General features: G+C 64.1%; 24 protein-coding genes and 1 tRNA gene. 8 read left to right on the top strand and 17 right to left on the bottom strand.

The features are described 5' to 3' along the window. Nucleotides 1-74: 74 nt before the first annotated feature. From rpoZ to C2L65_RS03530, 3 genes are all read right to left on the bottom strand, one after another. Nucleotides 75-278 (bottom strand): DNA-directed RNA polymerase subunit omega, encoded by a 204-nt coding sequence (gene rpoZ / locus C2L65_RS03540; RefSeq protein WP_006025620.1) that lies wholly within the window; start codon nucleotides 276-278, stop codon nucleotides 75-77. Between the two features lie 62 nt (nucleotides 279-340). After that, nucleotides 341-1,021 carry a guanylate kinase gene (gmk, locus tag C2L65_RS03535; RefSeq protein WP_007578256.1) on the bottom strand — a complete coding sequence of 227 codons (681 nt, stop codon included), beginning with the start codon at nucleotides 1,019-1,021 and terminating at the stop codon, nucleotides 341-343. Nucleotides 1,022-1,039: 18 nt separating this feature from the next. Next, on the bottom strand, nucleotides 1,040-1,963 hold the full coding sequence (locus tag C2L65_RS03530) for a YicC/YloC family endoribonuclease (protein ID WP_042313274.1): 924 nt from the start codon (nucleotides 1,961-1,963) through the stop codon (nucleotides 1,040-1,042). 308 nt (nucleotides 1,964-2,271) lie between these two features. Here C2L65_RS03530 and rph point away from each other — a divergent pair, with 308 nt between their 5' ends. The 4 genes from rph to C2L65_RS03505 all read left to right on the top strand — a co-directional run bounded on the left by rph (nucleotide 2,272) and on the right by C2L65_RS03505 (nucleotide 4,986). After that, entirely contained in the window at nucleotides 2,272-3,012 is a 741-nt protein-coding gene (rph, locus tag C2L65_RS03520; RefSeq protein WP_042313277.1) for a ribonuclease PH, read from the top strand. Beyond that, complete coding sequence (gene rdgB / locus C2L65_RS03515) at nucleotides 3,005-3,628, top strand: RdgB/HAM1 family non-canonical purine NTP pyrophosphatase (protein ID WP_042313280.1); 624 nt, start codon at nucleotides 3,005-3,007, stop codon at nucleotides 3,626-3,628. Before rph ends, rdgB begins: the two co-directional genes overlap by 8 nt. Then, nucleotides 3,625-4,839, top strand: coding sequence for a radical SAM family heme chaperone HemW (gene hemW / locus C2L65_RS03510; RefSeq protein ID WP_042313283.1), 1,215 nt, complete (start codon nucleotides 3,625-3,627; stop codon nucleotides 4,837-4,839). The genes rdgB and hemW overlap by 4 nt, the downstream gene beginning before the upstream one ends. Nucleotides 4,840-4,896: 57 nt before the next feature. After that, a tRNA-Ser gene (locus C2L65_RS03505) sits at nucleotides 4,897-4,986 on the top strand. A gap of 10 nt (nucleotides 4,987-4,996) precedes the next feature. On the opposite strand, the gene C2L65_RS03500 is transcribed toward C2L65_RS03505, so the two are convergent. Further along, on the bottom strand, nucleotides 4,997-5,311 hold the full coding sequence (locus C2L65_RS03500; protein WP_233446471.1) for a hypothetical protein: 315 nt from the start codon (nucleotides 5,309-5,311) through the stop codon (nucleotides 4,997-4,999). 237 nt (nucleotides 5,312-5,548) lie between these two features. Between C2L65_RS03500 and C2L65_RS03495 the strand changes: the two genes are divergently transcribed. Further along, entirely contained in the window at nucleotides 5,549-6,055 is a 507-nt protein-coding gene (locus C2L65_RS03495) for an energy transducer TonB (RefSeq protein WP_042313287.1), read from the top strand. A gap of 256 nt (nucleotides 6,056-6,311) precedes the next feature. Here C2L65_RS03495 and C2L65_RS03490 read toward each other — a convergent pair whose 3' ends face one another. Continuing rightward, nucleotides 6,312-6,458, bottom strand: coding sequence for a hypothetical protein (locus C2L65_RS03490; RefSeq protein ID WP_156132369.1), 147 nt, complete (start codon nucleotides 6,456-6,458; stop codon nucleotides 6,312-6,314). Between the two features lie 177 nt (nucleotides 6,459-6,635). Between C2L65_RS03490 and C2L65_RS03485 the strand changes: the two genes are divergently transcribed. Beyond that, complete coding sequence (locus C2L65_RS03485) at nucleotides 6,636-7,943, top strand: MFS transporter (RefSeq protein WP_042313292.1); 1,308 nt, start codon at nucleotides 6,636-6,638, stop codon at nucleotides 7,941-7,943. Nucleotides 7,944-8,151: 208 nt separating this feature from the next. Next, nucleotides 8,152-8,331, top strand: a complete 180-nt coding sequence (locus tag C2L65_RS03480) for a hypothetical protein (RefSeq protein WP_042313330.1) — start codon at nucleotides 8,152-8,154, stop codon at nucleotides 8,329-8,331. 780 nt (nucleotides 8,332-9,111) lie between these two features. On the opposite strand, the gene waaC is transcribed toward C2L65_RS03480, so the two are convergent. Further along, a complete protein-coding gene (waaC, locus tag C2L65_RS03475) occupies nucleotides 9,112-10,119 on the bottom strand; it encodes a lipopolysaccharide heptosyltransferase I (RefSeq protein ID WP_042313294.1) in 1,008 nt (335 codons plus the stop codon). A gap of 249 nt (nucleotides 10,120-10,368) precedes the next feature. Here waaC and C2L65_RS03470 point away from each other — a divergent pair, with 249 nt between their 5' ends. Next, on the top strand, nucleotides 10,369-11,745 hold the full coding sequence (locus C2L65_RS03470) for a chloride channel protein (RefSeq protein WP_042313297.1): 1,377 nt from the start codon (nucleotides 10,369-10,371) through the stop codon (nucleotides 11,743-11,745). Between the two features lie 318 nt (nucleotides 11,746-12,063). On the opposite strand, the gene C2L65_RS03465 is transcribed toward C2L65_RS03470, so the two are convergent. The 11 genes from C2L65_RS03465 to C2L65_RS03415 form a co-directional block, all read right to left on the bottom strand. Next, complete coding sequence (locus tag C2L65_RS03465) at nucleotides 12,064-12,375, bottom strand: YXWGXW repeat-containing protein (RefSeq protein ID WP_042313299.1); 312 nt, start codon at nucleotides 12,373-12,375, stop codon at nucleotides 12,064-12,066. Nucleotides 12,376-12,621: 246 nt separating this feature from the next. Continuing rightward, the gene (gene minE / locus C2L65_RS03460; RefSeq protein WP_007583338.1) at nucleotides 12,622-12,876 is read right to left on the bottom strand and encodes a cell division topological specificity factor MinE; all 255 of its coding nucleotides are present in this window, start codon (nucleotides 12,874-12,876) and stop codon (nucleotides 12,622-12,624) included. Between the two features lie 14 nt (nucleotides 12,877-12,890). Beyond that, nucleotides 12,891-13,706 (bottom strand): septum site-determining protein MinD, encoded by an 816-nt coding sequence (gene minD, locus C2L65_RS03455; protein ID WP_007583340.1) that lies wholly within the window; start codon nucleotides 13,704-13,706, stop codon nucleotides 12,891-12,893. Between the two features lie 89 nt (nucleotides 13,707-13,795). Continuing rightward, nucleotides 13,796-14,605, bottom strand: coding sequence for a septum site-determining protein MinC (minC, locus tag C2L65_RS03450; protein WP_042313301.1), 810 nt, complete (start codon nucleotides 14,603-14,605; stop codon nucleotides 13,796-13,798). Nucleotides 14,606-14,805: 200 nt separating this feature from the next. After that, entirely contained in the window at nucleotides 14,806-15,357 is a 552-nt protein-coding gene (locus C2L65_RS03445; RefSeq protein ID WP_042313302.1) for a GNAT family N-acetyltransferase, read from the bottom strand. A gap of 254 nt (nucleotides 15,358-15,611) precedes the next feature. Continuing rightward, nucleotides 15,612-16,397 carry a type I methionyl aminopeptidase gene (map, locus tag C2L65_RS03440; protein ID WP_042313305.1) on the bottom strand — a complete coding sequence of 262 codons (786 nt, stop codon included), beginning with the start codon at nucleotides 16,395-16,397 and terminating at the stop codon, nucleotides 15,612-15,614. 217 nt (nucleotides 16,398-16,614) lie between these two features. After that, nucleotides 16,615-17,214: a PqiC family protein gene (locus C2L65_RS03435; protein WP_042313308.1), complete on the bottom strand. Its 600-nt coding sequence runs from the start codon at nucleotides 17,212-17,214 to the stop codon at nucleotides 16,615-16,617. Continuing rightward, nucleotides 17,211-18,815 (bottom strand): PqiB family protein, encoded by a 1,605-nt coding sequence (locus C2L65_RS03430; protein WP_042313310.1) that lies wholly within the window; start codon nucleotides 18,813-18,815, stop codon nucleotides 17,211-17,213. The genes C2L65_RS03435 and C2L65_RS03430 overlap by 4 nt, the downstream gene beginning before the upstream one ends. Continuing rightward, nucleotides 18,812-20,158: a paraquat-inducible protein A gene (locus C2L65_RS03425; RefSeq protein ID WP_042313312.1), complete on the bottom strand. Its 1,347-nt coding sequence runs from the start codon at nucleotides 20,156-20,158 to the stop codon at nucleotides 18,812-18,814. The genes C2L65_RS03430 and C2L65_RS03425 overlap by 4 nt, the downstream gene beginning before the upstream one ends. Further along, a complete protein-coding gene (locus C2L65_RS03420) occupies nucleotides 20,155-21,636 on the bottom strand; it encodes an efflux transporter outer membrane subunit (protein ID WP_103254509.1) in 1,482 nt (493 codons plus the stop codon). The genes C2L65_RS03425 and C2L65_RS03420 overlap by 4 nt, the downstream gene beginning before the upstream one ends. Nucleotide 21,637: 1 nt before the next feature. Continuing rightward, on the bottom strand, nucleotides 21,638-24,907 hold the full coding sequence (locus C2L65_RS03415; protein WP_103254508.1) for an efflux RND transporter permease subunit: 3,270 nt from the start codon (nucleotides 24,905-24,907) through the stop codon (nucleotides 21,638-21,640). Between the last annotated feature and the right edge of the window lie 8 nt (nucleotides 24,908-24,915).

Here is a 24,915-nt window from a genome sequence, read left to right as displayed (position 1 = left end):
GGTCGCCTCCGTGTCGATAGTGCCGTCTGCACGCATTGGGTTGAGTTACATGACGTCAAACGTTGAAGCGTGCCTTAGACGGGCACCTTCTTCAGCATTTCGACGCCAACCTGGCCGGCCGCAATCTCACGCAACGCGACCACGGTGGGCTTGTCGCGGCTTTCGATTTTCGGCGTGTGGCCTTGAGCGAGCTGACGTGCGCGATAGGTCGCGGCAAGCGCCAGTTCGAAGCGATTCGGGATCTGTTTCAGACAGTCTTCGACGGTAATGCGGGCCATGTTGAAAATTCCTTCTCTGTATGTTGGTTATTCTACCTTATGTCCTTCCGACCTCGCCCGTATCACGCGTGCGGCAAGTGAATGCCGAGCTGCATGAAGAGGTCCGTGTGGCGCGCGTATTGCGATGCGAAGCGCGAGCGCGTCGCCGACACGAGGCATTGCAGTTCAGCCAGCGCACGATCGAAGTTTTCGTTGATCACGACATACTCCGCTTCCGCCGCGTGCGCCATCTCGCTGCCCGCTGCGAGAAGACGTCGCGTGATCACGTTCGGCTCGTCCTGGCCGCGCTTCTTCAGACGCTCTTCGAGCGCTTCGAGCGACGGCGGCAAAATGAAAATCTCGACGGCATTGCGGAACTGCTTCTTCACCTGCTGCGCGCCCTGCCAGTCGATTTCGAGCAGCACGTCATGGCCGCTTTTCATCTGCTCTTCGATCCACACGCGCGAGGTCGCGTAGTAGTTGCCGTGCACTTCCGCGCTTTCGAGGAACTCGCCCGCGTCGTGACGCTGGAGAAAATCTTCGATGGTCGTGAAGTGATAGTGCTCGCCGTCCTGCTCCTTCGGACGCGGCGGGCGTGTGGTGTATGAAATCGACAGACGGATCGCCGGGTCGCGCGCGAGCAGCGCGTTGACGAGCGTCGACTTGCCGGCGCCCGACGGCGCGACAACCATGAACAGGTTGCCGGGATAGACGCCTGCGTACGGATTGCGCGGCGCGCTGCTTTCGCGTTTGGTTTCGGTCATGCTGGTCAGACTCCCGTATTACTCCAGGTTTTGTACTTGTTCGCGCATCTGTTCGATGAGCAGCTTGAGCGTCATCGACGAATCCGCGAGTTCCTTCGCGGCCGCCTTCGAGCCCAGCGTGTTCGCTTCGCGGTTCAGCTCCTGCATCATGAAGTCCAGACGCTTGCCGACCTTGCCGCCCTTTTGAATCACGTGGCGCGTTTCGTTCAGATGCGCGGTGAGGCGCGACAGTTCTTCCGCGATGTCGATGCGAATGCCGTACATCGTCACTTCCTGACGGATGCGCTCGGCGATCTCTTCGCGCGACACGATCGTCGCCGACTGGTCCGGCGCCGCGATGCCAAGCGCTTCCTGCAAACGCTCGACGATCTTCTGCTGATGCTTCGCGATCAACTCCGGCACGAGCGGCGTGATCTTCGTGACGATGGCTTCCATCTCGCTGACGTTGTTCAGCAGCATCGTCGCGAGTTGCGCGCCTTCGCGGCCGCGCACGTCGATCAGATCGCCGATTGCCTGCTTGCCGCATTCGAGCACGGCATCGCGCAGCACTTCCGGCGACACGCCGCTCTCGGCCAGCACGCCCGGCCAGCGCAGGATTTCGCCCGTGCGCAGACGGCCCGCTTCAGGAAACGCCGCGAGCACCGACCGCTCGAGCAAGGCAAGCTGTTGCAGCGCGTCGCGATTGACCGCGCCTGCGTTCGCCGATTGCTCGCTGCGCTGCAGGTTGATACGGATATCGACCTTGCCGCGCGACAGCTTGTTCATCAGCATTTCGCGCAGCGTCGGCTCGCAGACGCGCACGTCTTCCGGCATCCGGAAGTTGAGATCGAGAAAGCGCGAGTTCACCGTGCGCAATTCGACGGACACGCTGATGCCGCCGTTGCCCGTTGCCGCTGCGAGTTCGCGCGTGGCGCTCGCATAGCCAGTCATACTGTAGATCATGATGGGTCTCGCGATTGTGGTCGCGCGAACATCACATCGCACGACCAGGGATTCGAGTCGCCCGGCGTTTACGAGACGCGGGGCGGGGAACGCGCATTATCCCATTTTTGCCGGCGACACCCGCCGGAAGCGGCCTTCGGGTAAGCCCGGGCAGACGGCTTTCACGACGCGCTGGCCGGCGCGCTGCCAGGCAGCGCTCCCGGCGCGGCGCCTCGGGTTGAAGCGCGCGGGCGGCGACGACGCGATCGGCGGTAAAATTGCGGTTTCCTTCCGCCCTCTCTTCCCCTTCATTCCCTTCAATTCCGACGATGAACGACATCACGAAACGCCCCAGCGGCCGCGCCGCCGATCAGCTGCGCGACGTGCGCATCACGCGCCACTACACGAAGCACGCGGAAGGCTCCGTGCTGGTCGAATTCGGCGACACCAAGGTGATCTGCACGGCGAGCGTCGCTGAAAGCGTGCCCGCGTTTCTGCGCGACCGCGGCCAGGGATGGTTGACGGCCGAATACGGCATGCTGCCGCGCGCGACGCACACGCGCAGCGACCGCGAAGCCGCGCGCGGCAAGCAAACGGGCCGCACGCAGGAAATCCAGCGCCTGATTGGCCGCGCGCTGCGCTCGGTGTTCGATCTCGAACGGCTCGGCGCGCGCACGATCAATATCGATTGCGACGTGATCCAGGCCGACGGCGGCACACGCACGGCTAGCATCACGGGCGCGTTCGTCGCCGCGCACGACGCCGTCGCGAAGCTGCTCGCGACGGGCCGCATCGAAGCGTCGCCGATCAACGATTACGTCGCAGCGATTTCCGTCGGCGTGTTCGACGGCCTGCCCGTGCTCGACCTCGACTACGACGAAGACTCGCAGTGCGACACCGATATGAACGTCGTGATGACGGGCGACGGCGGCTTCGTCGAAATCCAGGGCACGGCGGAAGGCGTGCCGTTTTCGCGCGACGAAATGAACAAGTTGCTCGATCTCGCGCAAAGCGGCATCAGGACGCTGATCGAGAAGCAAAAGGAAGCATTGGAGTTGAAGGGTGAGTGATCGACAGGACAACGCGCTGGGCAGGATCGTGCTCGCGTCGAACAACGCGGGCAAGCTGCGCGAGTTTGCGGCGCTGTTCGGCACGGCGGGCATCGAGCTGATTCCGCAAGGCGCGCTGAACGTGCCGGAGGCGGAAGAGCCGCATCCGACCTTCGTCGAGAACGCGCTGACGAAGGCGCGTCATGCATCGAAGCTCACAGGCCTGCCCGCCATCGCCGACGATTCCGGCCTGTGCGTGCGCGCATTGCGCGGCGCGCCTGGCGTTTATTCGGCGCGTTACGCGCAACTCGCGGGCGGCGAGAAAAGCGACGCGGCGAACAACGCGCGCCTCGTCGAGCAGCTGAAGGACGTAAGCGACCGGCGCGCGTACTACTTCTGCGTGCTCGCGCTCGTGCGCCATGCCGACGACCCGGAACCGCTGATCGCCGAGGGCCGCTGGCACGGCGAGATGCTCGATGCGCCGCGCGGCGCGAACGGCTTCGGCTACGATCCGTACTTCTTTTTGCCGGCGCTGAACGCGACGGCGGCCGAACTGGAGCCTGCCGTGAAGAACGCGAGCAGCCATCGCGCGATTGCGTTGCAACAGCTGTTCGCGCGGCTGAAGGAGGAAGCGTGAGCCACGCATCGACGACGGGAGCCGGCGTAATCAAGGCGTTCACGTCGCCCGGCAGCATCCGTTTGACATCGCTGCCGCCGCTGGCGCTCTATGTGCACTTTCCGTGGTGCGTGCGCAAGTGTCCGTACTGCGACTTCAACTCGCACGAGTCGAAAGGCGGCGCGTTTCCCGAAGACGATTACCTCGACGCGCTGCGCAGCGATCTCGAACAGGCGCTGCCGCTCGTGTGGGGACGGCAGGTGCATACGGTGTTCATCGGCGGCGGGACGCCGAGTCTGATGTCGGCGAAGGGGCTCGATCGTCTCTTGTCCGACGTGCGCGCGCTGCTGCCGCTCGATGCCGATGCCGAAATCACGCTCGAGGCGAATCCCGGAACGTTCGAAGCCGACAAGTTCGCGCAGTTTCGCGCGAGCGGTGTGAACCGGTTGTCAGTCGGCATCCAGAGCTTCAACGAGACGCATCTGAAGGCGCTCGGCCGCATTCACGATGCGACGCAGGCGCGCCATGCCGTCGAGGTCGCCGCGACGACGTTCGATAACTTCAATCTCGACCTGATGTTCGCGCTGCCGAAGCAGACTTTGGCGGAGTGTCAGGCCGATATCGAAACGGCGTTGTCGTTCGCGCCGCCGCATCTGTCTCTGTATCACCTGACGCTCGAACCGAACACGCTGTTCGCGAAGTTTCCGCCGCCGCTGCCCGACGACGATTCGTCCGCCGACATGCAGGACTGGATTCACGAACGCACGCGCGAAGCGGGCTATGAGCGGTATGAGGTGTCGGCGTATGCGAAGCCGCATCGGCAGAGCAAGCACAACCTGAATTATTGGCGCTTCGGCGACTATCTCGGCATCGGCGCGGGCGCGCATACGAAGCTGTCGTTTCCGAACCGCATCCTGCGGCAGATGCGCTACAAGCATCCCGCGACGTTCATCGAAGAGGCGCGTTCGGGCAATGCCGTGCAGGAAGAACATGAAGTCGGCGCGCGCGATCTGCCGTTCGAATTCATGCTGAACGCGCTGCGGCTGGTGGAAGGGTTTCCGGTGCATCGGTTCATCGAGCGCACAGGTCTGCCGATGACATCGATCGAGCCAGCTTTGCAGGAAGCGGAGCGTCGCGGGCTGATCACGCGCGACTACGAAAAGATCGCGCCGACGCCGCTCGGCCAGGCATTCCTCAATGATCTTCAAGGGCTGTTTTTGAAGGATTCGTGAGCGCGGTCGTGGTTTGTTGCCCGAGGGCGTGGCGTTCCAGGTTACAATTTCGGGCTCGGAGGGTTGGCAGAGCGGTTGAATGCACCGGTCTTGAAAACCGGCGAGGCTTTACGGCCTCCGTGGGTTCGAATCCCACACCCTCCGCCAGTTTCTTTCTTCAGCTTGCCTGCGACTCGATCTCCAAAGAGTCAAACTCAACGACAAGTTCTGCCCCGCACGTTGAGAAAACCTGCGCCACTTTCCAAGGCTGGACGTCGGTCCATCGTTCAGCCTTCGCGAGTATCTGCTGCGCTTTTGCAAATCGCGACGTTCCTGGCTCAACGATCTCGATCGCATAGACGATATTCTGAAGCCCGAGATTTTCGAGCACGCATCGATTCATCCCAACGAACGACAGGGATGCTCGTTGATCTTGCAGGTACAGGCCTAGCGTCAGCGTCTCTCGCTCTTTCGATATTTGGATTGTGTCCATGTACCAATCGTGAAAATGGTTGAAGGCACTCAGGTTGTCCATGTGGAGATTTACGAAGCGAGAATCGAAACAGGATCGCGCATTACCACAGCCCCTTTGCAAAACATCGTCAAGGCAAGCCAAACGCCACCCTATGCCACGCGCATGCGCGCCACCCCTCACATCCGTACCAACGCTCATTGAATCGCAACACGCATCGTCTACGATGAAGATACATCTCGCGTGCGAGTTATTGCGATGTCTACCCTCTCGCTTCCCGGCCGCATCAACCCGACATTCAGGCGAACAGCGGCACTCGCCTTCACGCTGCTCTGCGCAGGCTGCAACTTCACCGTCACGCCGCCGCAGCGACCCGCGGTCGTCACGCCACCGCCCGCGGCGATCAACAGCCTGACACTCGATCAGTACCGTTCGGTCGTCGCGCAACGCATCCTCGAACGCAACCCGTCTTACGTACTGCGCGGCACTCCGCAGGCGATGCTGCGCTCGCTCGTCGTCGTGTCGTTCGTCGTGGATCGAAATGGACAGATCGTCGCATCGAGCGTTTTTCGCACGAACGGCGATGACGAAGCGGAGAGCACGGCGCTCGCGACCTTGCGACGCTCGGCGCCCTTACCTCTGCCGCCGCCGAAACTGCTGAACGCGAAAGGCCAGGTGGAAATGTTCGAAGACTGGCTCTTCAACGACAACGGCAAGTTCCAGTTGCGCACGTTCGCGTCGCCGCAGGCACAAACGATCGATTGAAACCGCCCTCGATGCGCTGAGGTTTCCGCGAACACAGCGGCTCGACGCCGTCGTTCGGCTGCCTGCAGCGAACGCGCATCGAAGCGAACCGAAGCGCATCGAAACGAAAGCGAAGCGGACACGACCGCAAGCCAGGCCGCTCCAACGAAGCCTCAAACAACGGCCCACAGCGCCCGCCTTGCTGCGCCCCGCCCGCCCTCGCTATAATTTTTTAAACATCTGCCGGAATCTCCGGCCATCGTTGCGTGCCGCAAGCTCACCCGCCCGCCGCACGCAGCGCGACCGTCACGTTGCCGCGCCACCCGCGCGCGCGTCCGCCCGGTTTGCATCGTGCTTCACTTTCGCGCCGCTTCAGCCGTTCCGACGGCAACGCAACGCGCGCAATCCCGTCAGCACGTTGCAAGCTGTCGACTCGTTGCACACGCAACGTCTCGCGTAGCAGGTTCGCCCGCACCGCTGTTCGCCACGATGTGGGCACAATTGCGCGCGCACTCGCTACGCTCCACACTTAGCCGCACACAGATACACAAATCGCGCGCCGCTCGCCCCGCGGCTGCGTCACGACATTTGGAGACCCTGCATGTCCACATCGCCCCTTTCTAGCGCCCAGCCCGGCGCAGACCGAAAGAGCAGCGCTTCGCGCGTGATCTTCGCGAGCTTCATCGGCACCGCAATCGAGTTCTACGACTTCTACGTCTACGCGACGGCCGCCGCGCTCGTCATCGGCCCGGTGTTCTTCCCGCACGGCTCGGCGACCGCGCAGGCGCTGTCGGCGTTCGTCACATTCGGCATCGCGTTCATCGCGCGGCCGATCGGCTCGTTCCTGTTCGGCCACTTCGGCGACCGCATCGGCCGCAAGTCGACGCTCGTCGCGTCGCTGCTGGTCATGGGCCTGTCGACGACGCTGATCGGCTTCGTCCCCGGCTACGACTCGATCGGCAGCCTCGCGCCGATCCTGCTGTGTGTGTTGCGCTTCGGCCAGGGTATCGGCCTCGGCGGCGAATGGGGCGGCGCCGCCCTGCTCGCGACCGAGAACGCGCCCGCCGGCAAGCGCGGCTGGTTCGGCATGTTCCCGCAACTCGGGCCGTCGATTGGCTTTCTCGCCTCCAACGGGCTGTTCTTCGGCCTCGCGCTGTCGCTGTCGGACGAGCAGTTCCGTAGTTGGGGCTGGCGCGTGCCGTTCATCGTCAGCGCGGTGCTGGTCGCGCTCGGCCTCTACGTGCGCCTGAAGATTGCGGAAACGCCGGCGTTCCAGGCCGCGATCGACCGCCAGGAGCGCGTGCGCGTGCCCGTCGCGACGCTGCTCAGCCGCCATCTGGGGCCGGTGCTGCTCGGCGCGTTCGCGATGGTCGTCTGCTACACGCTGTTCTACATCTCGACGGTGTTCTCGCTGTCGTATGGCGTGTCTGCGCTGCACATCTCGCGTCAGAGCTTCCTCGGTATGCTGTGCGTCGCCGTCGTCTTCATGGCGCTTGCGACGCCGCTGTCCGCATGGGCCAGCGACCGCTTCGGCCGCAGGCCGGTGCTGATCGTCGGCTGCATCGCCGCGATCCTGTCGGGCTTCACGATGGCGCCGTTGCTCGGCAGCGGCTCGATGACGCTCGTGCAGTTGTTCCTCATCATCGAGCTGTTCCTGATGGGCGTCACGTTCGCGCCGATGGGCGCGCTGCTGCCCGAGCTGTTCCCGACCAACGTGCGTTACACGGGGGCCGGCGTCGCGTACAACCTGGGCGGGATTCTGGGCGCATCGGTGGCGCCGTACATCGCGCAGATGCTGGCGGCGAAGGGCGGGCTGTCGTGGGTGGGACTGTATGTGTCGACCGCGGCCGTGGTCAGCCTGGTCGGCGTGCTGTGCATGCGCGAAACACGCGATACACGGTTGATGTAACTCATCGGCTATCGGCGTAAGTCGAAAGCGAAGCGGCCCCGGCGCGATGCATTGCGCCGGGGCCGTTTTTGTTTTTGGAAGCCTGTCAAAGAAGCTTGGTCCGTACGAACGAGAACCGGGAAACTCCTCTCCTTGCCGCCGATTTTGACCTGCCTATACTCAAATCAAAGCAAGCGGTCATGTAGTCATGCTGAACGGGGAGGCATCGATGAACTTTCATTTAGGCAACGCGGATATCGTCGTCATCATCGCGCTGGCGCTGCTTGGCTCGCTGCTGATCGCGCTGCGCTTCAAGCCGGCGAGCTGGAAAGGGATCGTCGTCGAAGCCGTCGCCGCTAATCTGGCCGCGATCGCCGCCGTCGTCGCTTTCGAAATGCTGATGGCCTGAACGGCCATCAGCATCCATTGCCCGATCAGCGGTAGTAGTAGCCGTGATGATGATAGCCACCGTCCGGCACCACGATACAGCCGCTCAGCGATGCCGCCAGCAGCGCGCCCGTCACCAAAGCCAGGATCAAGCGTTTCACGTTTTTTCTCCCTTTCGAGTCAGTATCGTTTTATTCGAGCGAACCCCGAATGACCTCGATTGAACACGAACCTGACAGGGGCGACCGTTGCAATTTGTAAGCATCGACTGGGGTTGTGTTACAGGCGGCGAGCGCCGCGCTGCGCGGCAAATCATCGCGATGAAAGGCGCTCGGCACGGCAGGACATCAATCAAAGCGCATGAAGGCCGCCGGGAAAGCCTTCGCGGGCGCGGCGTCGAGAGAATGGGAGCAGGATGCGTTGCGAGCGTCGACGAAACGCGCGAAACGCGCCGCCGAAAGCCAAAAGAAAAGCGACAGTTTTAACAGACGTGTAATGGACGCAATGACGATTGCGAGCGCATCAAGCGAATCTATCGCCGCATGCCAAACGGAAACGATAGCCGCCAGCCCCGCACGAAGCGTCGTCGCAAAAATCGAAAAAAATCAAAAATGGTTGAACTTGTTCACATCCGCGTGGTCTTTACGGATGTTGTACAGGTTTGTTCTGCAGGTTTCCTCTCGGTCCGCGCGCTTCAGGCGCGGGCTTTTCAGAGGCGCCTCGCGACGGCGTCCGAAATTGGGCGATTGCGCGTGCGCCTCTTTTCTTTTTTCTCGCGCCCCACCCGCTTTCCCAGTCGACCTCAGGCCGCGGCGACTGATTTGCCCTGTCCGCCGAGACTGAGCGGGTCGGCATGCACGTGATCGATGGCGGCCAGCGCCTCGGCGACGGGCGGCACCGAATTGCCATCCCCAATCGAAACCGACCGGAACGGCACGTTATTCTCAAACGTTTCCCGCGACGTCGCGATGAAGATCATCACGGTGCGCTTGCCGAGCGCGTGCGCCAGATGGACGAAGCCCGTATCCACGCCGATCACGAAGTCCGACGCCGCGAGCACCTGGGCGATTTCGGTCACGCTCAGTTGCGGCAGCAGTTCCGCGCCTTCCACCTGGTCGACGATCGCGAGCCCCTCGCTGCGCTCAGCCTGCGACCCCCACGGCACGACAACATGGAAGCCCCGCCGCACGAGGTCCCGCGCGATCGCGATCCAGTGCGCCGCCGGCCACTTCTTGTCGTCTTTGGATGCCGCGTGGAACAGCATCGCCAGCGGCCGTCCGCCCGTATCGACGAGCGGCTTGGCCGGCGCGGGAATATGCAGGTTGTAGTCAGGTGGATTGTCGAGCGGATAGCCGAGCGCCGTACTGACGGTCTCGCGCATGCCGCTCCAGGCATTGCGATCGCGCGGCGGCACGAACCGCCCCGTATAGGCGAATGCGGCGCCGCGCTCGCCGAGATGCTTGTTGCCATAACCGAGGCGCTTTCGCGAACGCGACAGGAACGAGATGATCGCGCTCTTGTAGACGCCGTGAATATCGAGCGCGACGTCGTAGCGATACGCGCGCAGTTCGGCGATGGACTGCCAGATCGCCTTGAAATCCGACCAGCGGCGCGCCTTCTTGAAGCGGCGCAGCGGTGCGGCCAGCACACGGTCGGTGCCGGGATTCCAGCGGGCAATCTCGGCGAACGATTCGTCGACTGCCCAGTCGACCTCGACGCCGGGAAACGCGCGCTTCAGATCCGATACGATCGGCTGAGCCTGTATCACGTCGCCCATGGAGGTGACTTTGACGATGAGAATTCGCTTCATTGATGGCCCGTGTTGTGGCTGCTTTAGATGCTCGCTAGCAATCTGCAATTTTAGCTGACCATCCCGACAATTGCCCGCAAAATGGGCAGCAGCGAATCTTGCAGGACCTGCCGCGTCGTTACCAGACGTTACTTTCCTTGACAGGCCGCCGCCCGCAGCCGGGTCATTCGGGCAACCATCCGGCCCGCTTTCGCCGCGCCACCGCCCGCGAGGCGACTATAATTTTCCCATTTCCCAGCCCGACTCCCCATGTCACGGACACCCCTGCTGTCCTCGAACATCGGCCGGCGCCTACGGCGTCTATGGCGTCAGTACGGCATTTTCTGGCTGGGCGCGATCGCCGTCGGTCTCACGGCCGTTTTCTATGCGCGGCTGATCGACTTCGGTTACAACGCTTTTCTCCATCTGCAGAACGAGCATCGCTGGCTCACGCTGTTTTTGACGCCCGCCGTCGCGGCGGCATCGGTCTGGCTCACGCGACGCTTCTTTCGCGGCGCCGAAGGCAGCGGCATCCCACAGGTCATCGCGACGCTGCATTCGAACACCAGCGCCGCCGGCATGCGGCTACTCACATTCCCAATTCTGCTCGGCAAGATTCTCGTGTCGTTTCTCGCGATACTCGGCGGCTTCACGATCGGGCGCGAAGGGCCGACCGTACAGGTCGGCGCGGCGCTGATGTTCAACCTGCGCCGCCTCTACCCGCGCTCGAACGCGCTGATCGAACGGCAACTGGTGCTGGCGGGCGCGGCGGCCGGCCTCTCGGCGGCCTTCAACACGCCGCTCGCGGGCATCGTCTTCGCCATCGAGGAACTCACGCGCAGCTTCGAGGCGCGCGCCAGCGGCGTGCTGATCACGGCCATCATCATCGCCGGGATCATCGCGCTCGGCGTCAACGGCAATTACACGTACTTCGGCACGATCGACATCGGCACGCATTTCCCCGATTCACTCGCGGTGGCCGTCATCATCACGGGCATCGTGACGGGCATCGCGGGCGGCGTGTTCGGCTGGCTGCTGCTGAACACCGAGCGCTGGATGCCCGCGCCGTTGCTCAGCCTGAACAAAGAGCGGCCCGTCGCGTTCGCCGCACTGTGCGGGTTGGCCATTGCGGTGATCGGTCTCGTGTCGGGCGGTACGACCTTCGGCAGCGGCTACGCGGAAGCGCGCGGACTGCTCTACGGCACCGAACATCTGTCGGTGTTCTATCCGCTGCTGAAGATGGCATCGATGATCGGCTCGTATCTGCCGGGGATTCCCGGCGGCATCTTCGCGCCGTCGCTGTCGATCGGCGCGGGCTTCGGCAACGTGCTGCACATGGCCTTCAGCGACATGCAACTGCCGATGCTGATCGCACTCGCCATGGTCGGCTATCTCGCGGCTGTCACGCAGTCGCCGATCACGTCGTTCGTGATCGTGATGGAGATGATCAACGGCCACGCGCTCGTCATTTCGCTGATGGCGACGGCACTCGTGTCGAGCCGGATTTCGAGCGTGTTTGCGCCGCCGTTGTACGAGGCGCTGGCGAACCGGTATATGACGCCCGCCGCGTCTGCTGCGGCGCCTTCAGTCGAAGAAGAGAGTCATAGCGAAGAACAACCGGCAACGCGCAGCGAAGCAAAGGAATGAGCTTGCGGCAGTTTGGCTTTCGCCATTGCCGCTAAAAAAATCGGGCGCATCCCGCAGAGATGCGCCCGACCTCCCCACAATCGTCAGTACACGACGATGCCGACCGGATGGTAATACACCGGGCGAGCCGGCACGACGACGCAACCGGCCAACGTGACCGCCAGCACGGCGATCGCGAGCAAGGTCCTTTTTCTCATTTGACGACTCCCTTGATGGTTGCGATTAAGCGCGCTCTCGGGCGCGTTCGGAGAACGGGCGGATGGCCACGCGCGATGCCGTCAACACGCGCCATCGAAGCCCGTTGGATTCACCCGGGCATCACGCCCAGTGGCCTTGCACCCAGTGCCAGTTCGGACCATGCGCGACCCAGTGGCCCGGCACCCAGTGATAGCCGACGCGCTCGGCCTGCCAGTGACCCGCCACCCACACGTAGCGGCCGTGGTCCCAGCGCCAGTGGCCCTTGTCCCACACATAGCCCGTGCGCGGCGCGGGCACGGCTTCGAAGCGCTCGACGGGCGGCGCGGATGGCGCCACAACAATCACTTCCGCAGCCGACGCCGACACAGCGGCGGACAGACCGGACATCACGAGCACAGCGGAAACTGCGAGCAGTCGAGTCGACTTTTTCATGTTTTCACCTCTTGTGTCAGCACCGAATGACGGCGTCGTCCGTTCAATGCGCGAGGTGACGAAAGGGCTGACAGCGGACGTGTTACCGCGTGCCCTGAAATGCAACGGATTATTTCGGGGGAGTGATTTGGGGGAATCGACGGGAGAGCGTGCGCAGCGAATGTGCGCACGAAAAACGTTGGCACAACAACGCGCGCCACCCAATGACGGTGACGCGCGTCAAGCGATAAAGAAGCTACAGACGGCTCAAGCCTGCGGAATCTCGATCTTGACCTCGAGCACTTCGAGGTCGTCGTGTCGTTCGAGATTGACGCGGATATCGTCGTCCGAAATCTTCACGTACTTCGAGATCACGGCGACGAGTTCACGTTGCAACGCGGGCAGATAATCGGCGGGCGCTTTGCCGCCTACGCGCTCATGCGCGATGATCAGCTGCAGGCGTTCCTTCGCTATCGACGCAGACTTCTTCTTCTCGCCCAGCAAAAACGAAAGAATGGACATCACGTGCGCTCCCCTTACTTGGTGCCGAAGAGGCGCTGCAGCAGGCCCGGCTTCTGGTAATCGGTAAAGCGAAGCGACTTCTGCTCGCCGAGGAAACGCGACACGACATCCTTATACGCTTCGGCGACATCGGTGCCGTCGAGGTGTACAGCAGGCAAGCCCTGGTTCGACGCATGCAGCACGGCTTCCGATTCCGGAATCACGCCGATCAGGTCGATGCGCAGGATTTCCTGAATATCCGTGAGCGACAGCATTTCGCCTTCGCTCACGCGCTTCGGGTTGTAGCGCGTGATCAGCAGATGCTCCTTGATGGGCTCCTTGCCGTCGATCGCGCGCTTGGTCTTCGACGACAGGATGCCGAGAATGCGGTCCGAATCACGCACCGACGACACTTCCGGGTTCGTCACGATCAGTGCTTCGTCGGCGAAGTGCATGGCGAGCAGCGCGCCCGACTCGATACCCGCCGGCGAATCGCAAACGATGTATTCGAAGTCCATCGCGATCAGATCGTTGATGACCTTCTCGACGCCTTCCATCGTCAGCGCATCTTTATCGCGCGTCTGCGATGCCGGCAGGATGAACAGGTTCTCGCACTTCTTGTCCTTGATCATCGCCTGGTTCAGGTTGGCTTCGCCCTGGATCACGTTGATCAGGTCGTACACCACGCGCCGCTCGCAACCCATGATGAGATCGAGATTGCGCAGGCCCACGTCGAAATCGATCACTGCCGTTTTCGCGCCACGCAATGCGAGTGCGGATGCGAAACTCGCGCTCGTGGTCGTCTTGCCTACGCCACCCTTGCCCGAAGTCACCACAATGATTTTTGCCATTACCCTTTACCTTGTGTTCGTCTATTCGTCTATTGAGTCCGGCGGGAGTTCCATCGCGCAGCGCGCGCACTGCATGCGCGGCGCACGCGTCAGGTGAGCCGCAGCGGTTCGATCATCAGCTTTTCATCTTCGAGCCAGATCTGCACCGGCTTGCCATGCACGTCGGCAGGCAGCGGGTTCTCAGTCGTCCGGTAGATACCCGCGATCGAGATCAATTCCGGTTCGAGACACGTGCAGAAAATGCGCGCGTCGTGATTGCCATGCACGCCCGCCAAAGCACGGCCGCGCAACGGCGCGTAAATATGGATGTTGCCTTCCGCGATCACTTCGGCGCCGTTGCTCACCATGCCGAGTACGACGAGATCGCCCTTCGCGTAGATGCGCTGGCCTGAACGCAGCGGCTTGTCGACCACCATCGTCTGCGACGAGGTGCCGATGCGCACGGGTTCCGCGGCAGCCGACTCGGCCTGCTCCGGCTCGCGCGCGGCGGCGTCCGCAGCGGGCGGGGCGTCTGTTTTCGCTGCAGTCTTTGCTTCGTCGCCGCCTGCATCCGTATTGCTCTTGCTGACGCGAGCGTCCCGAGCGTCGCGCGCATCGAGCAGCGGCAGACCTGCCTCGTTCGCCCACACGTGCTGCGTGCTGTCGGCTACGACGCCGATGGGACGCATGCGTACGCTGTCCAGCAGCTTCGCGATGTCCGCAAGCGGCACGCGCTCGTTTTCCGCAAGACGGCGCACGTCGATCGCGACGGTGTCGTTCGCGAAGAATTCGGGTGTCGCCTCGAAGCGCCGGGTCAGCTCGGCACGCATCTCATCGAGGTTGGTCGTCTTGACGACAAACAGCAATGTGTCGACCGCGCCACTGCGCAGTTCAAAAAATGGCGATTTCTTCGGCGACATAGCGTTCGGCAAAAAATTTTGCGTATTTTACAGGCGTCCTGGCGAACGGTGAGCATTTTTGCCAATAAGTCTTCACGCGACAGGAAAATGCCGCGTGCGTGCTGGTCCGGGACGGACGGATCGACAAAAACTGGGAAGAAAGCGCGCGAAACACGCGCCCGGAGAAACGATCGAAAGCGGCGAAAGGGGCTGGGAAGCGCTTAACCGGCGTGCCCGTGCGCGGGATCGTCGGTTGCCGTTTCTTGCGGCACGTGCCGCACGAGCAGCGTCTGGAACTGGTCCGGCGCGCGCGCAATGCGCTCGTGTTCGCCCGTCGGGCCGAAGCCGAGGCGCTCGTAGAAGCGCATGGCGTTGCGGTTCTCGTCGGCGATCCATGCGTAGATTTCGGTGGCGCCCGCCCCCGCTAGCCACCCGCTTGCCGTGTTGACGAGCAGCTCGCCACCGCGCAGATGCCGCACGGCGGGCGCGACCCACAACTCGCTGACGAACGCGCGATGCGATGGCGCGTCCTCGAAGCAGGCGCCGATCAGACCGGCGGGGTGCCCTTCCGTGTACAGGATGAACGATGTCGACGTGGCCGACGCAGCGTGCCGCGCGGCTGTTTCTTCGAACGTGGACGCATCGGCCGACAGCGCTTCTTCCAGCGTTTCGCCGAATGCGTAAGGCGCTTCACGCAGCGAGGCGGTACGAAGCTCGCGGAAGACGACGCCCTGATTGGCTGCGATACGGCGAACGGTCAGTGAAGGACTCATGCGTTCGAAAATCCCTTAAATCCCTTGTGTCATCCGGGTAAAGCGCTAGCGCGTAGCTTTAACCGAACCGACGCGTGAGTCAAATCTTTAATTCGGCGCAGTGCGACCCAGCGCGCATGGGTTGACACGCGGCTACAAAACCGGCACACGCGAGACCCGGCGTTTTGCGTCGCATCGTGCGGGAGTGGCCACGAACGCTTTCAGCGCCGTCAGCTTGCAGCTCGCGCCGGCATGCCGCCGCGCTCCATGGCGCATCAGGGCGCCTCGTAGCGCCCCGTGCCGTCGGGCCACGGCGTGAGCAGCTCGTAGCCGTCGTCGGTGACGGCGACCATGTGCTCCCATTGCGCGGACAGCGAGCGGTCTTTGGTGACGACCGTCCAGCCGTCGCGCATCACCGACGTGCCGGCGCGGCCCGCGTTGATCATCGGCTCGATCGTGAACACCATGCCCGGCTTCAGGCGCACGCCCTGCCCCGGCTGGCCGTAGTGCAGCACCTGCGGGTCCTCGTGATACACCTTGCCGATGCCGTGCCCGCAGTAGTCGCGCACGATCGAAAAGCCCTCGCGCTGCGCGATCTGCTGGATCGCATGACCGACGTCGCCGAGCGTCGCGCCCGGCTTGACCTGGCGGATGCCCGCGAGCATGGCCTCATACGTCGTGTCGATCAGCTGCTGTGCGACCGTGCTCGGCTCGCCGACCGTGTACATGCGGCTCGTGTCGCCGAAATAGCCGTCCTTGATGACAGCCACGTCGATGTTGATGATGTCGCCGTCCTTGAGAATCTCGGCGCGGTCGGGAATGCCGTGGCACACGACGGAGTTCACCGACGTACATACCGTCTTCGGAAAACCCATATAGCCGACGTTGGCGGCAATCGCCTTCTGCGTGTCGACGATGTAGTCGTGGCAGATCGCGTCGAGTTCGCCCGTGGAGATGCCGGGCTTCACATGCTCGCCGATCATGGCGAGCACGTCGGCGGCGAGCCGGCCTGAGATGCGCAAGCGCGCGATGTCTTCGGGAGTCTTGTAGGTGATGGCCATGTCGTGTAAAGCGTTGGCGGCATGCATGGCACGGCGCGTTCAGCGTCATCGTGCGACGGGCGGTCAGGCGGGCATCGCGCGCATCTGGCGCAGTTCGCCTGGCACGGGATGACCCGCAACGCAAGCCATGCAGCCATGCGTGCGGTTGTCGATCAGGCCATTGTACAGAGTCTGCCCGCGCGGCCGCTTCAGACCCCGCCCGCAGCGCATCCGCAGCTCAACCCGGCGGCGCGCTCCGGATCGCCGCGGCGATGTCGCGGCTCACGGCGGCGAGCGCCCGGCTGTGCGCGGCGACGAGCGCGGCGTCGTCCGCGCCCTGCACCGGCTCGCGTATCGTCGAGCGGCCCGTCAGCAAGGCCGTGCGGCCCGTCACGCGCACGGTCCACAGCGCGTCGACGGCAACGGCTTCGCCGGGCATCGAATCGAACTGCAGGATATCGACGCGCACGCGGCACGCTTCCGTGCCCGCCACCATCTGCGACGACACCGACACGCGCTGCGATCCGAGCAGCCGCGTCAGGTCGGCGGCGATCACATCGGCGACACCGCTCTTGAGCGGCTCGCCCCAGCGCGCGAACTCATTGAGCTTCACTTCGTTGCCCGACACGCGTGTCACGAGCTGCGGCCGGTCGACCAGATCGGGCACCGTCACGGGCCCGACCACGACCGACACCGACAGCGGCGCGCCCGCGCTCTCGAGCGTCGTGTCGGGACTCAGCGTATAGAAGTTCGAGCGCGGCGAGCTGCACGCTGCCAGCAAGGTAATGGCGGCGGCGACGCAAACGCATGCGCCGGGCGGGAGCATCGATCGCTTCACTTTGCGTCCTCCTGTTTGCCTCGCAGCAGCGCTTCGGGATGGCGTTGCAGATAATCCGAGAGCGCGCGGAACGACGCCGCCGTACGCGCGAGCTCGCGGATCGCGTCGCTCGTGTCCTGCTGCAGCGTCGAATCGGGCGCAAGCGCGCTATTCGCCGAATTGAGCGTGGCCTGCGCCGCCGACAACGTGCTCTTCGCCTGCGGCACCACCTGGGTATTGAGGCTCTGCATCAGCGTACCCGCATCGGCGAGCGCCTGCTGGGTGTTCTTGCCGATCTGCTCGATCGGCAGTTTGTCGATGCGCGCGACGATCCGGTTGATCGACTCCTGCAGCGATTGCAGGCCGCTCGGCTCGGTCGGCAGCTCGGCGGGCGTGCGGCTCCAGTCGATGCTCGCCTTCTGCGCATGCGGGAAGAAATCGAACGAGACGTACAGCTGGCCTGTCAGCAGGCTGCCCGTTTTCAGCTGCCCACGGAAGCCGCGCGACACGAGGAAATCGGCGATGTCCTTTGGATCGCGCACCACGCGTCCTTCTCCTGGCTTGTCGCCCGCATAGCGCGAGGTGAAGCGCTCGGGATAGAACTTGATCTCGACAGGAATGCTGATCTGTTTCGTAACGGGATCGAAGCGCGTGTAGATCGCCGACACCTCGCCGAGCACGATGCCGCGAAAATCGACTGGCGCGCCCACCGTCAGGCCGCGCACCGATTCCTTGAAATTGAGCACATAGGTGTCGACGATGCGGTCCTGCACCTTCATTGCGTCGACGCGCGTCGCGAACAGCGTGAACGGCGTGCGCGCCGGCGCTTCGGGCTGCGCCAGCGACTCCGCGGGCGTTTCGAACGCCAGACCGCCGATCAGGATCGACACCAGCGACTGCGTGTTGATCTTCACGCCTTCCGTGCCGAGCGTGACATCGATGCCGCCTGCTTCCCAGAAGCGCGAATCGCTCTTCACGTAGCGGTCGTACGGCGCGTTCACGAAGATATGCATGGTGATGCCGCCGCCGTTCTTGTCGAGTTCGTACGACGTCACCTGCCCGACGCGCAGGCGGCGGAAATAGACAGGCGAGCCGACATCGAGCGAAGCCAGGTTCGACGCGTTCAGCACGAACTCGCGGCCCGGCACGTCGCTCGCGAACACGGGCGGCACTTCCAGCCCGGTGTAGTCGCGCCGCTCATTCTTTGCACGGCCAATGTCCATCCCGATGAACGCGCCTGACAACAATGTGCTGATACCCGACACGTTGCCGCCCGTCACGCGCGGCCGCACGACCCAGAAGCGGGTGTCGTCGACGAGCATGTCGGTGGCGTCGCGCGTGAGTTCGGCGGTCGCGATGACGTTTTTATAGTCTTTCGACAGCGCGACTTTCTTCACGACGCCGATATCGACGTCCTTGAACTTGATCTTGGTCTTGCCCGCTTCGAGTCCTTCGCCCGTCTTGAAGCTGATCGTGATGGTCGGCCCTTGCGAGAGCACCGCCTGCACCGCGAGCCAGACGCCGACCAGCACGGCGACGACGGGCACCAGCCAGATCCACTGGATGCGCCAGCGCTTGCGCGGCACGGCGACGGCGTCGGGCAGGTCGGGCGGCCGGCTCATTCCGTTTTCCTCGCATCCCAGATGAGCCGCGGATCGAACGACATCGCGGCGAACATCGTCAGCACGACGACCGCGCCGAACGCGATCGCGGCAGGACCGGCGCGCACGGTGGCGAGCGCGTTGAACTGCACGAGCGCCGTGAGCACGGCGATCACGTAGATATCGAGCATCGACCAGCGCCCGACCAGTTCGACGAGCCGGTAGATGCGCGCGCGCTGATCCGGCTGCCAGGTGGAGCGTAAATTGGCCGAGGTCGCGAGAAAGCCGATCGCGAGAATCTTCAGCATCGGCACCGCGATGCTCGCGATGAAGACCAGCACCGCAAGCGGCCACGAACCCGAGGTCCACAGATACACGACACCGCTCATGATCGTGTCCTTCTGCGCGCCGAACAATGAACTCGTGTCCATCACGGGCAGCACGTTCGCCGGGATGTAGAGGATGACGGCCGCGATCAGACAGGCCCAGGTTCGCGCGAGGCTGTCGGGCTTGCGCAGATGCAGATGCGCGCCGCAGCGCGGGCAATGCGCGGCATGCGCCGGCACGTGGACGGCGGCATGCACGTTCGCGTAGTCGCCTTCGTCACGCGCTTGCGCGGGCGCGGCGCGAGTCAGCAAGCCGCAGTCGTGACACACGCACAGGCCACACGCTGCGGCTGTTTCGCCGGCAAACGGCGTGTCGCTGTCGAACGCGGGGCCGGCATCGGGCACGCCCTGGAGCCGCGACCACAGGTCGCGCGCATCGAACGCGGAGGCGGCTGCCGCGAGCAACAGCATCAGCGCGCCGAACGACCACAACGACGGCCCCGTCACCACCGCCGCGATATGCGCAAGCTTCACCAGCGCGACCAGCAGACCGAGGATCAGCACCTCCGTCATGCCCCACTCCTGCGCGACACGCAGCGAGCGGAACACGGCATCCGCGCGATACGGCGTGCGCCCGAGCCGCAACGGCAACAGCAGCCACACGAGGCCGAGCGCCTGGCACGCGGGCATCAGCATCGTCGTGATGAAGATCAGCGCCGACAGCGGCCACATGCCATCCCGGTATAGCACGCGCACCGCGCCGAACATCGTCGTTTCGACGAGATCGCCGTTCACCGACAGGCCGACGATCGGAAACGCGTTCGACACGATCCACATCACGCAGGCAGCAAGCGCATAGGCGAGCGTGCGGTCGAGGCTGTTCGCGTGACGCCGGTACAGCGTCGCCCGGCAGCGGCAGCAACGCAGCGCGCCTTCGGGCGGCACGGTGCTTTCGCGCTGGAGCAGATCGCATTCGTGACAGGCGATCACTGGCGTGCGCGTCGCGTGGCCGAGATACGCGGACGACGTCTCGCTCATTTCGCGCTCTGCGCGGCCGCGTCGCCGCTGTGCTGCGCTGCCTGGGTCGTCAGGCCCTCGGCCGTGATGACCCAGCCGCCGCCCATCGCCTTGTACAGGTTCACGTACGACACCAGCACACCCGCCTGGGTCTGCGTCTGGTTCAGCTGCGCGTTGAAGAGACTGCGCTCGGCGTCGAGCACCTCGATATAGCTCGTGTAGCCGCCTTCGTACCGCAGCCGCGCCAGATGCGCATAAGTCGCCAGCGCCTCGACCTGCCGCACCTGCACGTCGAACTGTTCGCGCACCTTCTGCGACGAGATCAGTGCATCGTCGACTTCCTGGAACGCGACCTGGATTGCCTTGCGGTATGAGTACAGCGCCTGCTGCTGCACCGCCTCGGCCTGCTTTACCTGACCGACGATCGCGCCGCCTTCGAAGATCGGCTGCGCGATCGAACCCGCAAATGACCACACGCGCGCCGGCCCCGTAAAGAGCTTCGAGAACTGCCCGCTTTGCGTGCCCAGCAGCCCCGTCAGCGAAATCTGCGGGAAATACAGCGCCTTGGCCGCACCGATCTGCGCATTCGCCGCGACGAGGTCCTGCTCGGCCTGACGCAGATCGGGACGGCGTTCCAGCAGATCCGACGGCAGCCCCGCCGGCACGGCGGGCGCCGCGAGGTCGGCCAGCGCGCGCCCGCGCAGGATATCGCCCGGATTGCGCCCGAGCAGCACCGAGAGGGCATCTTCCTGCTGCGCGATCTGCGCCTCGATCTGCGGAATCACCGCGCGCGACGCCTCGTATTCCGACTGGCTCTGCGCGAGTTCCATCTGCGAGACCTCGCCGCCCTTGAAGCGCAGATCGAACACGTGTACGGATTCGGCGCGGCTCTCCGTGGTGGCCTTCGCGATCTCCAGCTGCCGGTCGAGACTGCGCAGGTTGATATACGACGCTGCCACCGACGACACCAGCGTCAGCACCGTGCCGCGCTTCGCTTCTTCCGTCGACAGCAGGCTCGCGCGCGCCGATTCCGTCAGACGCCGGTTGTGGCCAAACAGATCGATTTCCCACGATGCCGAGAGCGCTAGCTGGTAGGTGTTGAACACGGGGTTCTGCACATTCGCGAGCAGCGGCGAGGACGACGTCGAGATGCGCTGGCGTTCGGCATCGAAACCCGCGCCGACCTGCGGAAACAGCGCTGCGCGCGTCGTGACGAACTGGCCGAGGAACTGGTCGACGCGCGCGGCGGCGATCTTCACGTCGTTGTTGTTTGCCAGCGCGGTCGTGATCAGTTCATCGAGCACCGGGTCGTCGAACTGCTTCCACCATTCGGTGTTCGCGATGTCGGCCGCGTAGTTGTCGGGGAAGCGGTAGGTCGCGGGCACGTCAAGCGGCGGACGCGAGTAGTTCGGCCCGAGCAGACAGCCGCTCAGGGCGAGGACGCATAGCGCGGCCACAAGGCCGGTGGCGAGCGGAGTGGTCAGCGGAGCGCGGCGCATGTCAGTCACCCTCGCGCGGTGCGGACGGGTTGGTCGTCGGGCCGCCGCCCACTTTGGGGCCGCCCGCCGATGGCGGCACCTTGGGCGGCTCGCCTTGCGCTGGTCCCGACCCCGGTGCAGAAGGCGGCACATCGCCGGCCTTCTTGGCCTTCTTCTTCTCCGAGCGCTCCGACATCGTTTCGAGCACGTAAAAGAACATCGGAATGAAGAACACCGCAATCGCCGTGGCTCCCAGCATCCCGCCGATCACCCCCGTGCCGATCGAATGCCGGCTGTTGGCCGACGCCCCCGTCGCGATCGCGAGCGGCACGCAGCCCAGGATAAACGCCAGCGACGTCATCACGATCGGCCGCAGCCGCTCCTCGGCGGCCGTCATCGTCGCGTCGAACACCGACTTGCCCGACTCGCGGTTGAGCACCGCGAACTCGAAGATCAGGATCGCGTTCTTCGCCGCGAGCGCCACCAGCATCGTCAGGCCGATCTGGAAGTACACGTCGTTGTTCAGCCCCCGCAGCAAAATCGCCAGCAGCGCGCCGAAGAGCGCAAACGGCACCGCCATCAGCACGCCGAACGGCAGGCTCCACTTCTCGTACTGCGCCGCGAGAATCAGGAACACCATGATCAGACCGAACACGAACACGAGGCCCGAGGTGCCGCCCGACTGCTTCGCCTCGAACGCCTCGCCGCTCCACGCCACCCCGTACTCCGACGGCATCTGCGCGCCGATCTCTTCGAGCGCGGTGATCACCTGGCCCGACGCGTAGCCGGGCGCCGCGTTCGCCGTGATCTTCACGGCCGGGAAGTTGTTGAAGCGCGTGATCAGGTCCGGCCCCGTCACGTAGCGCGAGGTCACCACCGATTTGAGTGGCACCATGCTGCCGTTCGCGCTGCGCACGAAGATCTGCGTCAGGTCGTCGGGTTTTAACCGGTACGACGGCTCGGCCTGCAGGATCACCTGCCACAGCCGGCTCGAGCGGTTGAACTGCGACACGTACAGCGAGCCGAACATCGTCTGCATCGCGCTGTAGACGTCCTGCACGGGCACGCCGAGCGTCTCGGCCTTGTCGCGGTCCACGTCGACCAGCAGCTGCTGCGAGTTCGCGTTGAAGGTCGAGGTGACGCCCGTCAGTTCGGGGCGCTGCTTGGCCTTCGCGACGAAGTCGTCCACCACGGCGGCGAACTGCGCGATGGTCGCATCGCCCTTGCTCTGGATCCACATCTCCGTGCCGCCGGTGGTGCCCAGCCCCGGAATCGACGGCGGATTGAGCGGCACGACGATGCCCTCGCGGATCTGCGAGAGCGTCTTGTACGCATCGACGAGCACGGCGCGCGCATTCTGCGTGCGGATATTGGCCGACGAATACCGGTCCTCGAAGCTCTTGAAGCCGACAAAGAACGTCGACGAGTTGTTCTTGTTCTGGCTGTCGAGAATGCTGAAGCCGTCCACCGTCGTGATGCTGCCCACGGCCGGCTGCTTCATGAAATACTCGGACACGCGGTCCGACACCTGCCCCGTGCGGTCCAGCGACGCCGCATCGGGCATGATCACGGCGCCCAGCAGATAGCCCTGGTCTTCGGGCGGCAGGAAGGCGGTCGGGATGTCGCGCATCATCACGACGGCCAGCACGATCATGCCGACGAACAGCAGCAGCGCGATCACGAAGCGCTTGATGATGAGGCGCACCGCGCGCGTATAGCCCGCCGTCATGCGCGTGAACTGGTTGTCGAACCAGCGGAAAAAACCCTTCTTCTCGTGGTGCCCGGGCTTGAGCAGCAGCGCCGCGAGCGCGGGCGAGAGCGTCAGCGCGACGATGCCCGAGATCACCACGGAAATCGCAATCGTGATGGCGAACTGCTTGTACATCTGCCCGGTGATGCCGCCGAGAAACGCGACCGGCACGAACACCGCGCACAGCACCAGCACGATCGCGACGACCGGCCCGGCGACTTCATCCATCGCCTGTTTGGCGGCCATCTTCGGCTCGAGCTTGTGGACGGTCATGTTGCGCTCGACGTTCTCGATCACGACGATCGCATCGTCGACCACGATACCGATGGCGAGCACCATGCCGAACAGCGTGAGCATGTTGATCGAGAAACCGAGCGCTTCCATCCCCATGAACGTGCCGACGATCGACACGGGCACTGCGAGCACGGGAATCAGCGTGGCGCGCAGGCTCTGCAGGAACACGAACACGACGATCACCACCAGCACGACGGCCTCGAAGAAGGTGTGTACGACGTCCGTGATCGAGGCGCGCGTGAACTCGGTGGTGTCCATCGCGATCTCGTAGTCGATGCCCTCGGGGAACGACTTCTTCATCTCGGCGAGCGTGGCGCGCACCTGCTTGGAGACATCGAGCGCGTTCGCGCCCGGCTGCTGGTAGACGGCGATCACGGTGGCGGGCTTGCCCTGGAAGCGGCTGCGGATCGAGTAGTCCTTCTGGCCCAGTTCGGCGCGGCCGATGTCCTTCAGCCGCACGATCGCCGCACCGCCGCTCTGCGCGCGGATGATGATGTTCTCGAATTCGCCGGGTTCCGTCAGGCGCCCGGTGGTCGTGACCGCGAACGACTGTTCGACGGCGTTGCCCGTGGGCGACTGGCCTAACCGGCCGACGGCGAACTGCTGGTTCTGGTTGGCGACGGCGCGCTGCACGTCGGCCGCCGTGATGCCCAGCTGCGCCATGCGGTCGGGACGCAGCCAGATGCGCATCGCGTAGTCGGGCGTGCCGAAGATGCTCGACTGGTTGGCGCCCGGGATGCGCTTGAGCGCATCGAGCACATAGACGTTCGCGTAGTTGGCGATGTAGGTGGCGTCGTAGCGCTCGGTGGGCGAGTAGATCGCGATCACCATCATGAACGCCTGCGACTTCTTCTGCACCTGCACGCCCTGGTTGGTGACCGACTGCGGCAGTTGCGGCAGCGCGAGGTTCACGCGGTTCTGCACGTCGACCTGGGCGAGTTCGGGGTTGGTGCCGATCTGGAAGTACGCGTTGATCGTCAGGTTGCCCGTCGAGGAGCTCGACGAGCTCATGTAGATCATGTTGTCGGCGCCGTTGACCTGCTGCTCGATCGGCGCGGCGACGTTGTTGGCGACCACGTCGGCGCTCGCGCCCGGGTAGGTGGCGGAGATCGTGATCTGCGGCGGGGTGATGTCGGGGTACTGCGCGGTGGGCAGCGCGAGCATGCACAGCGCGCCGCCCAGCGTGATGACGATCGAGATGACCGAGGCGAAGATCGGCCGGTCGATGCAGAAGTGGGAGATGTTCATCGGGTCGG

The sequence above is a fragment of the Paraburkholderia terrae genome, from assembly GCF_002902925.1.
GTDB lineage: Bacteria > Pseudomonadota > Gammaproteobacteria > Burkholderiales > Burkholderiaceae > Paraburkholderia > Paraburkholderia terrae.
This window is presented reverse-complemented; position numbering and strand designations above follow the sequence as displayed.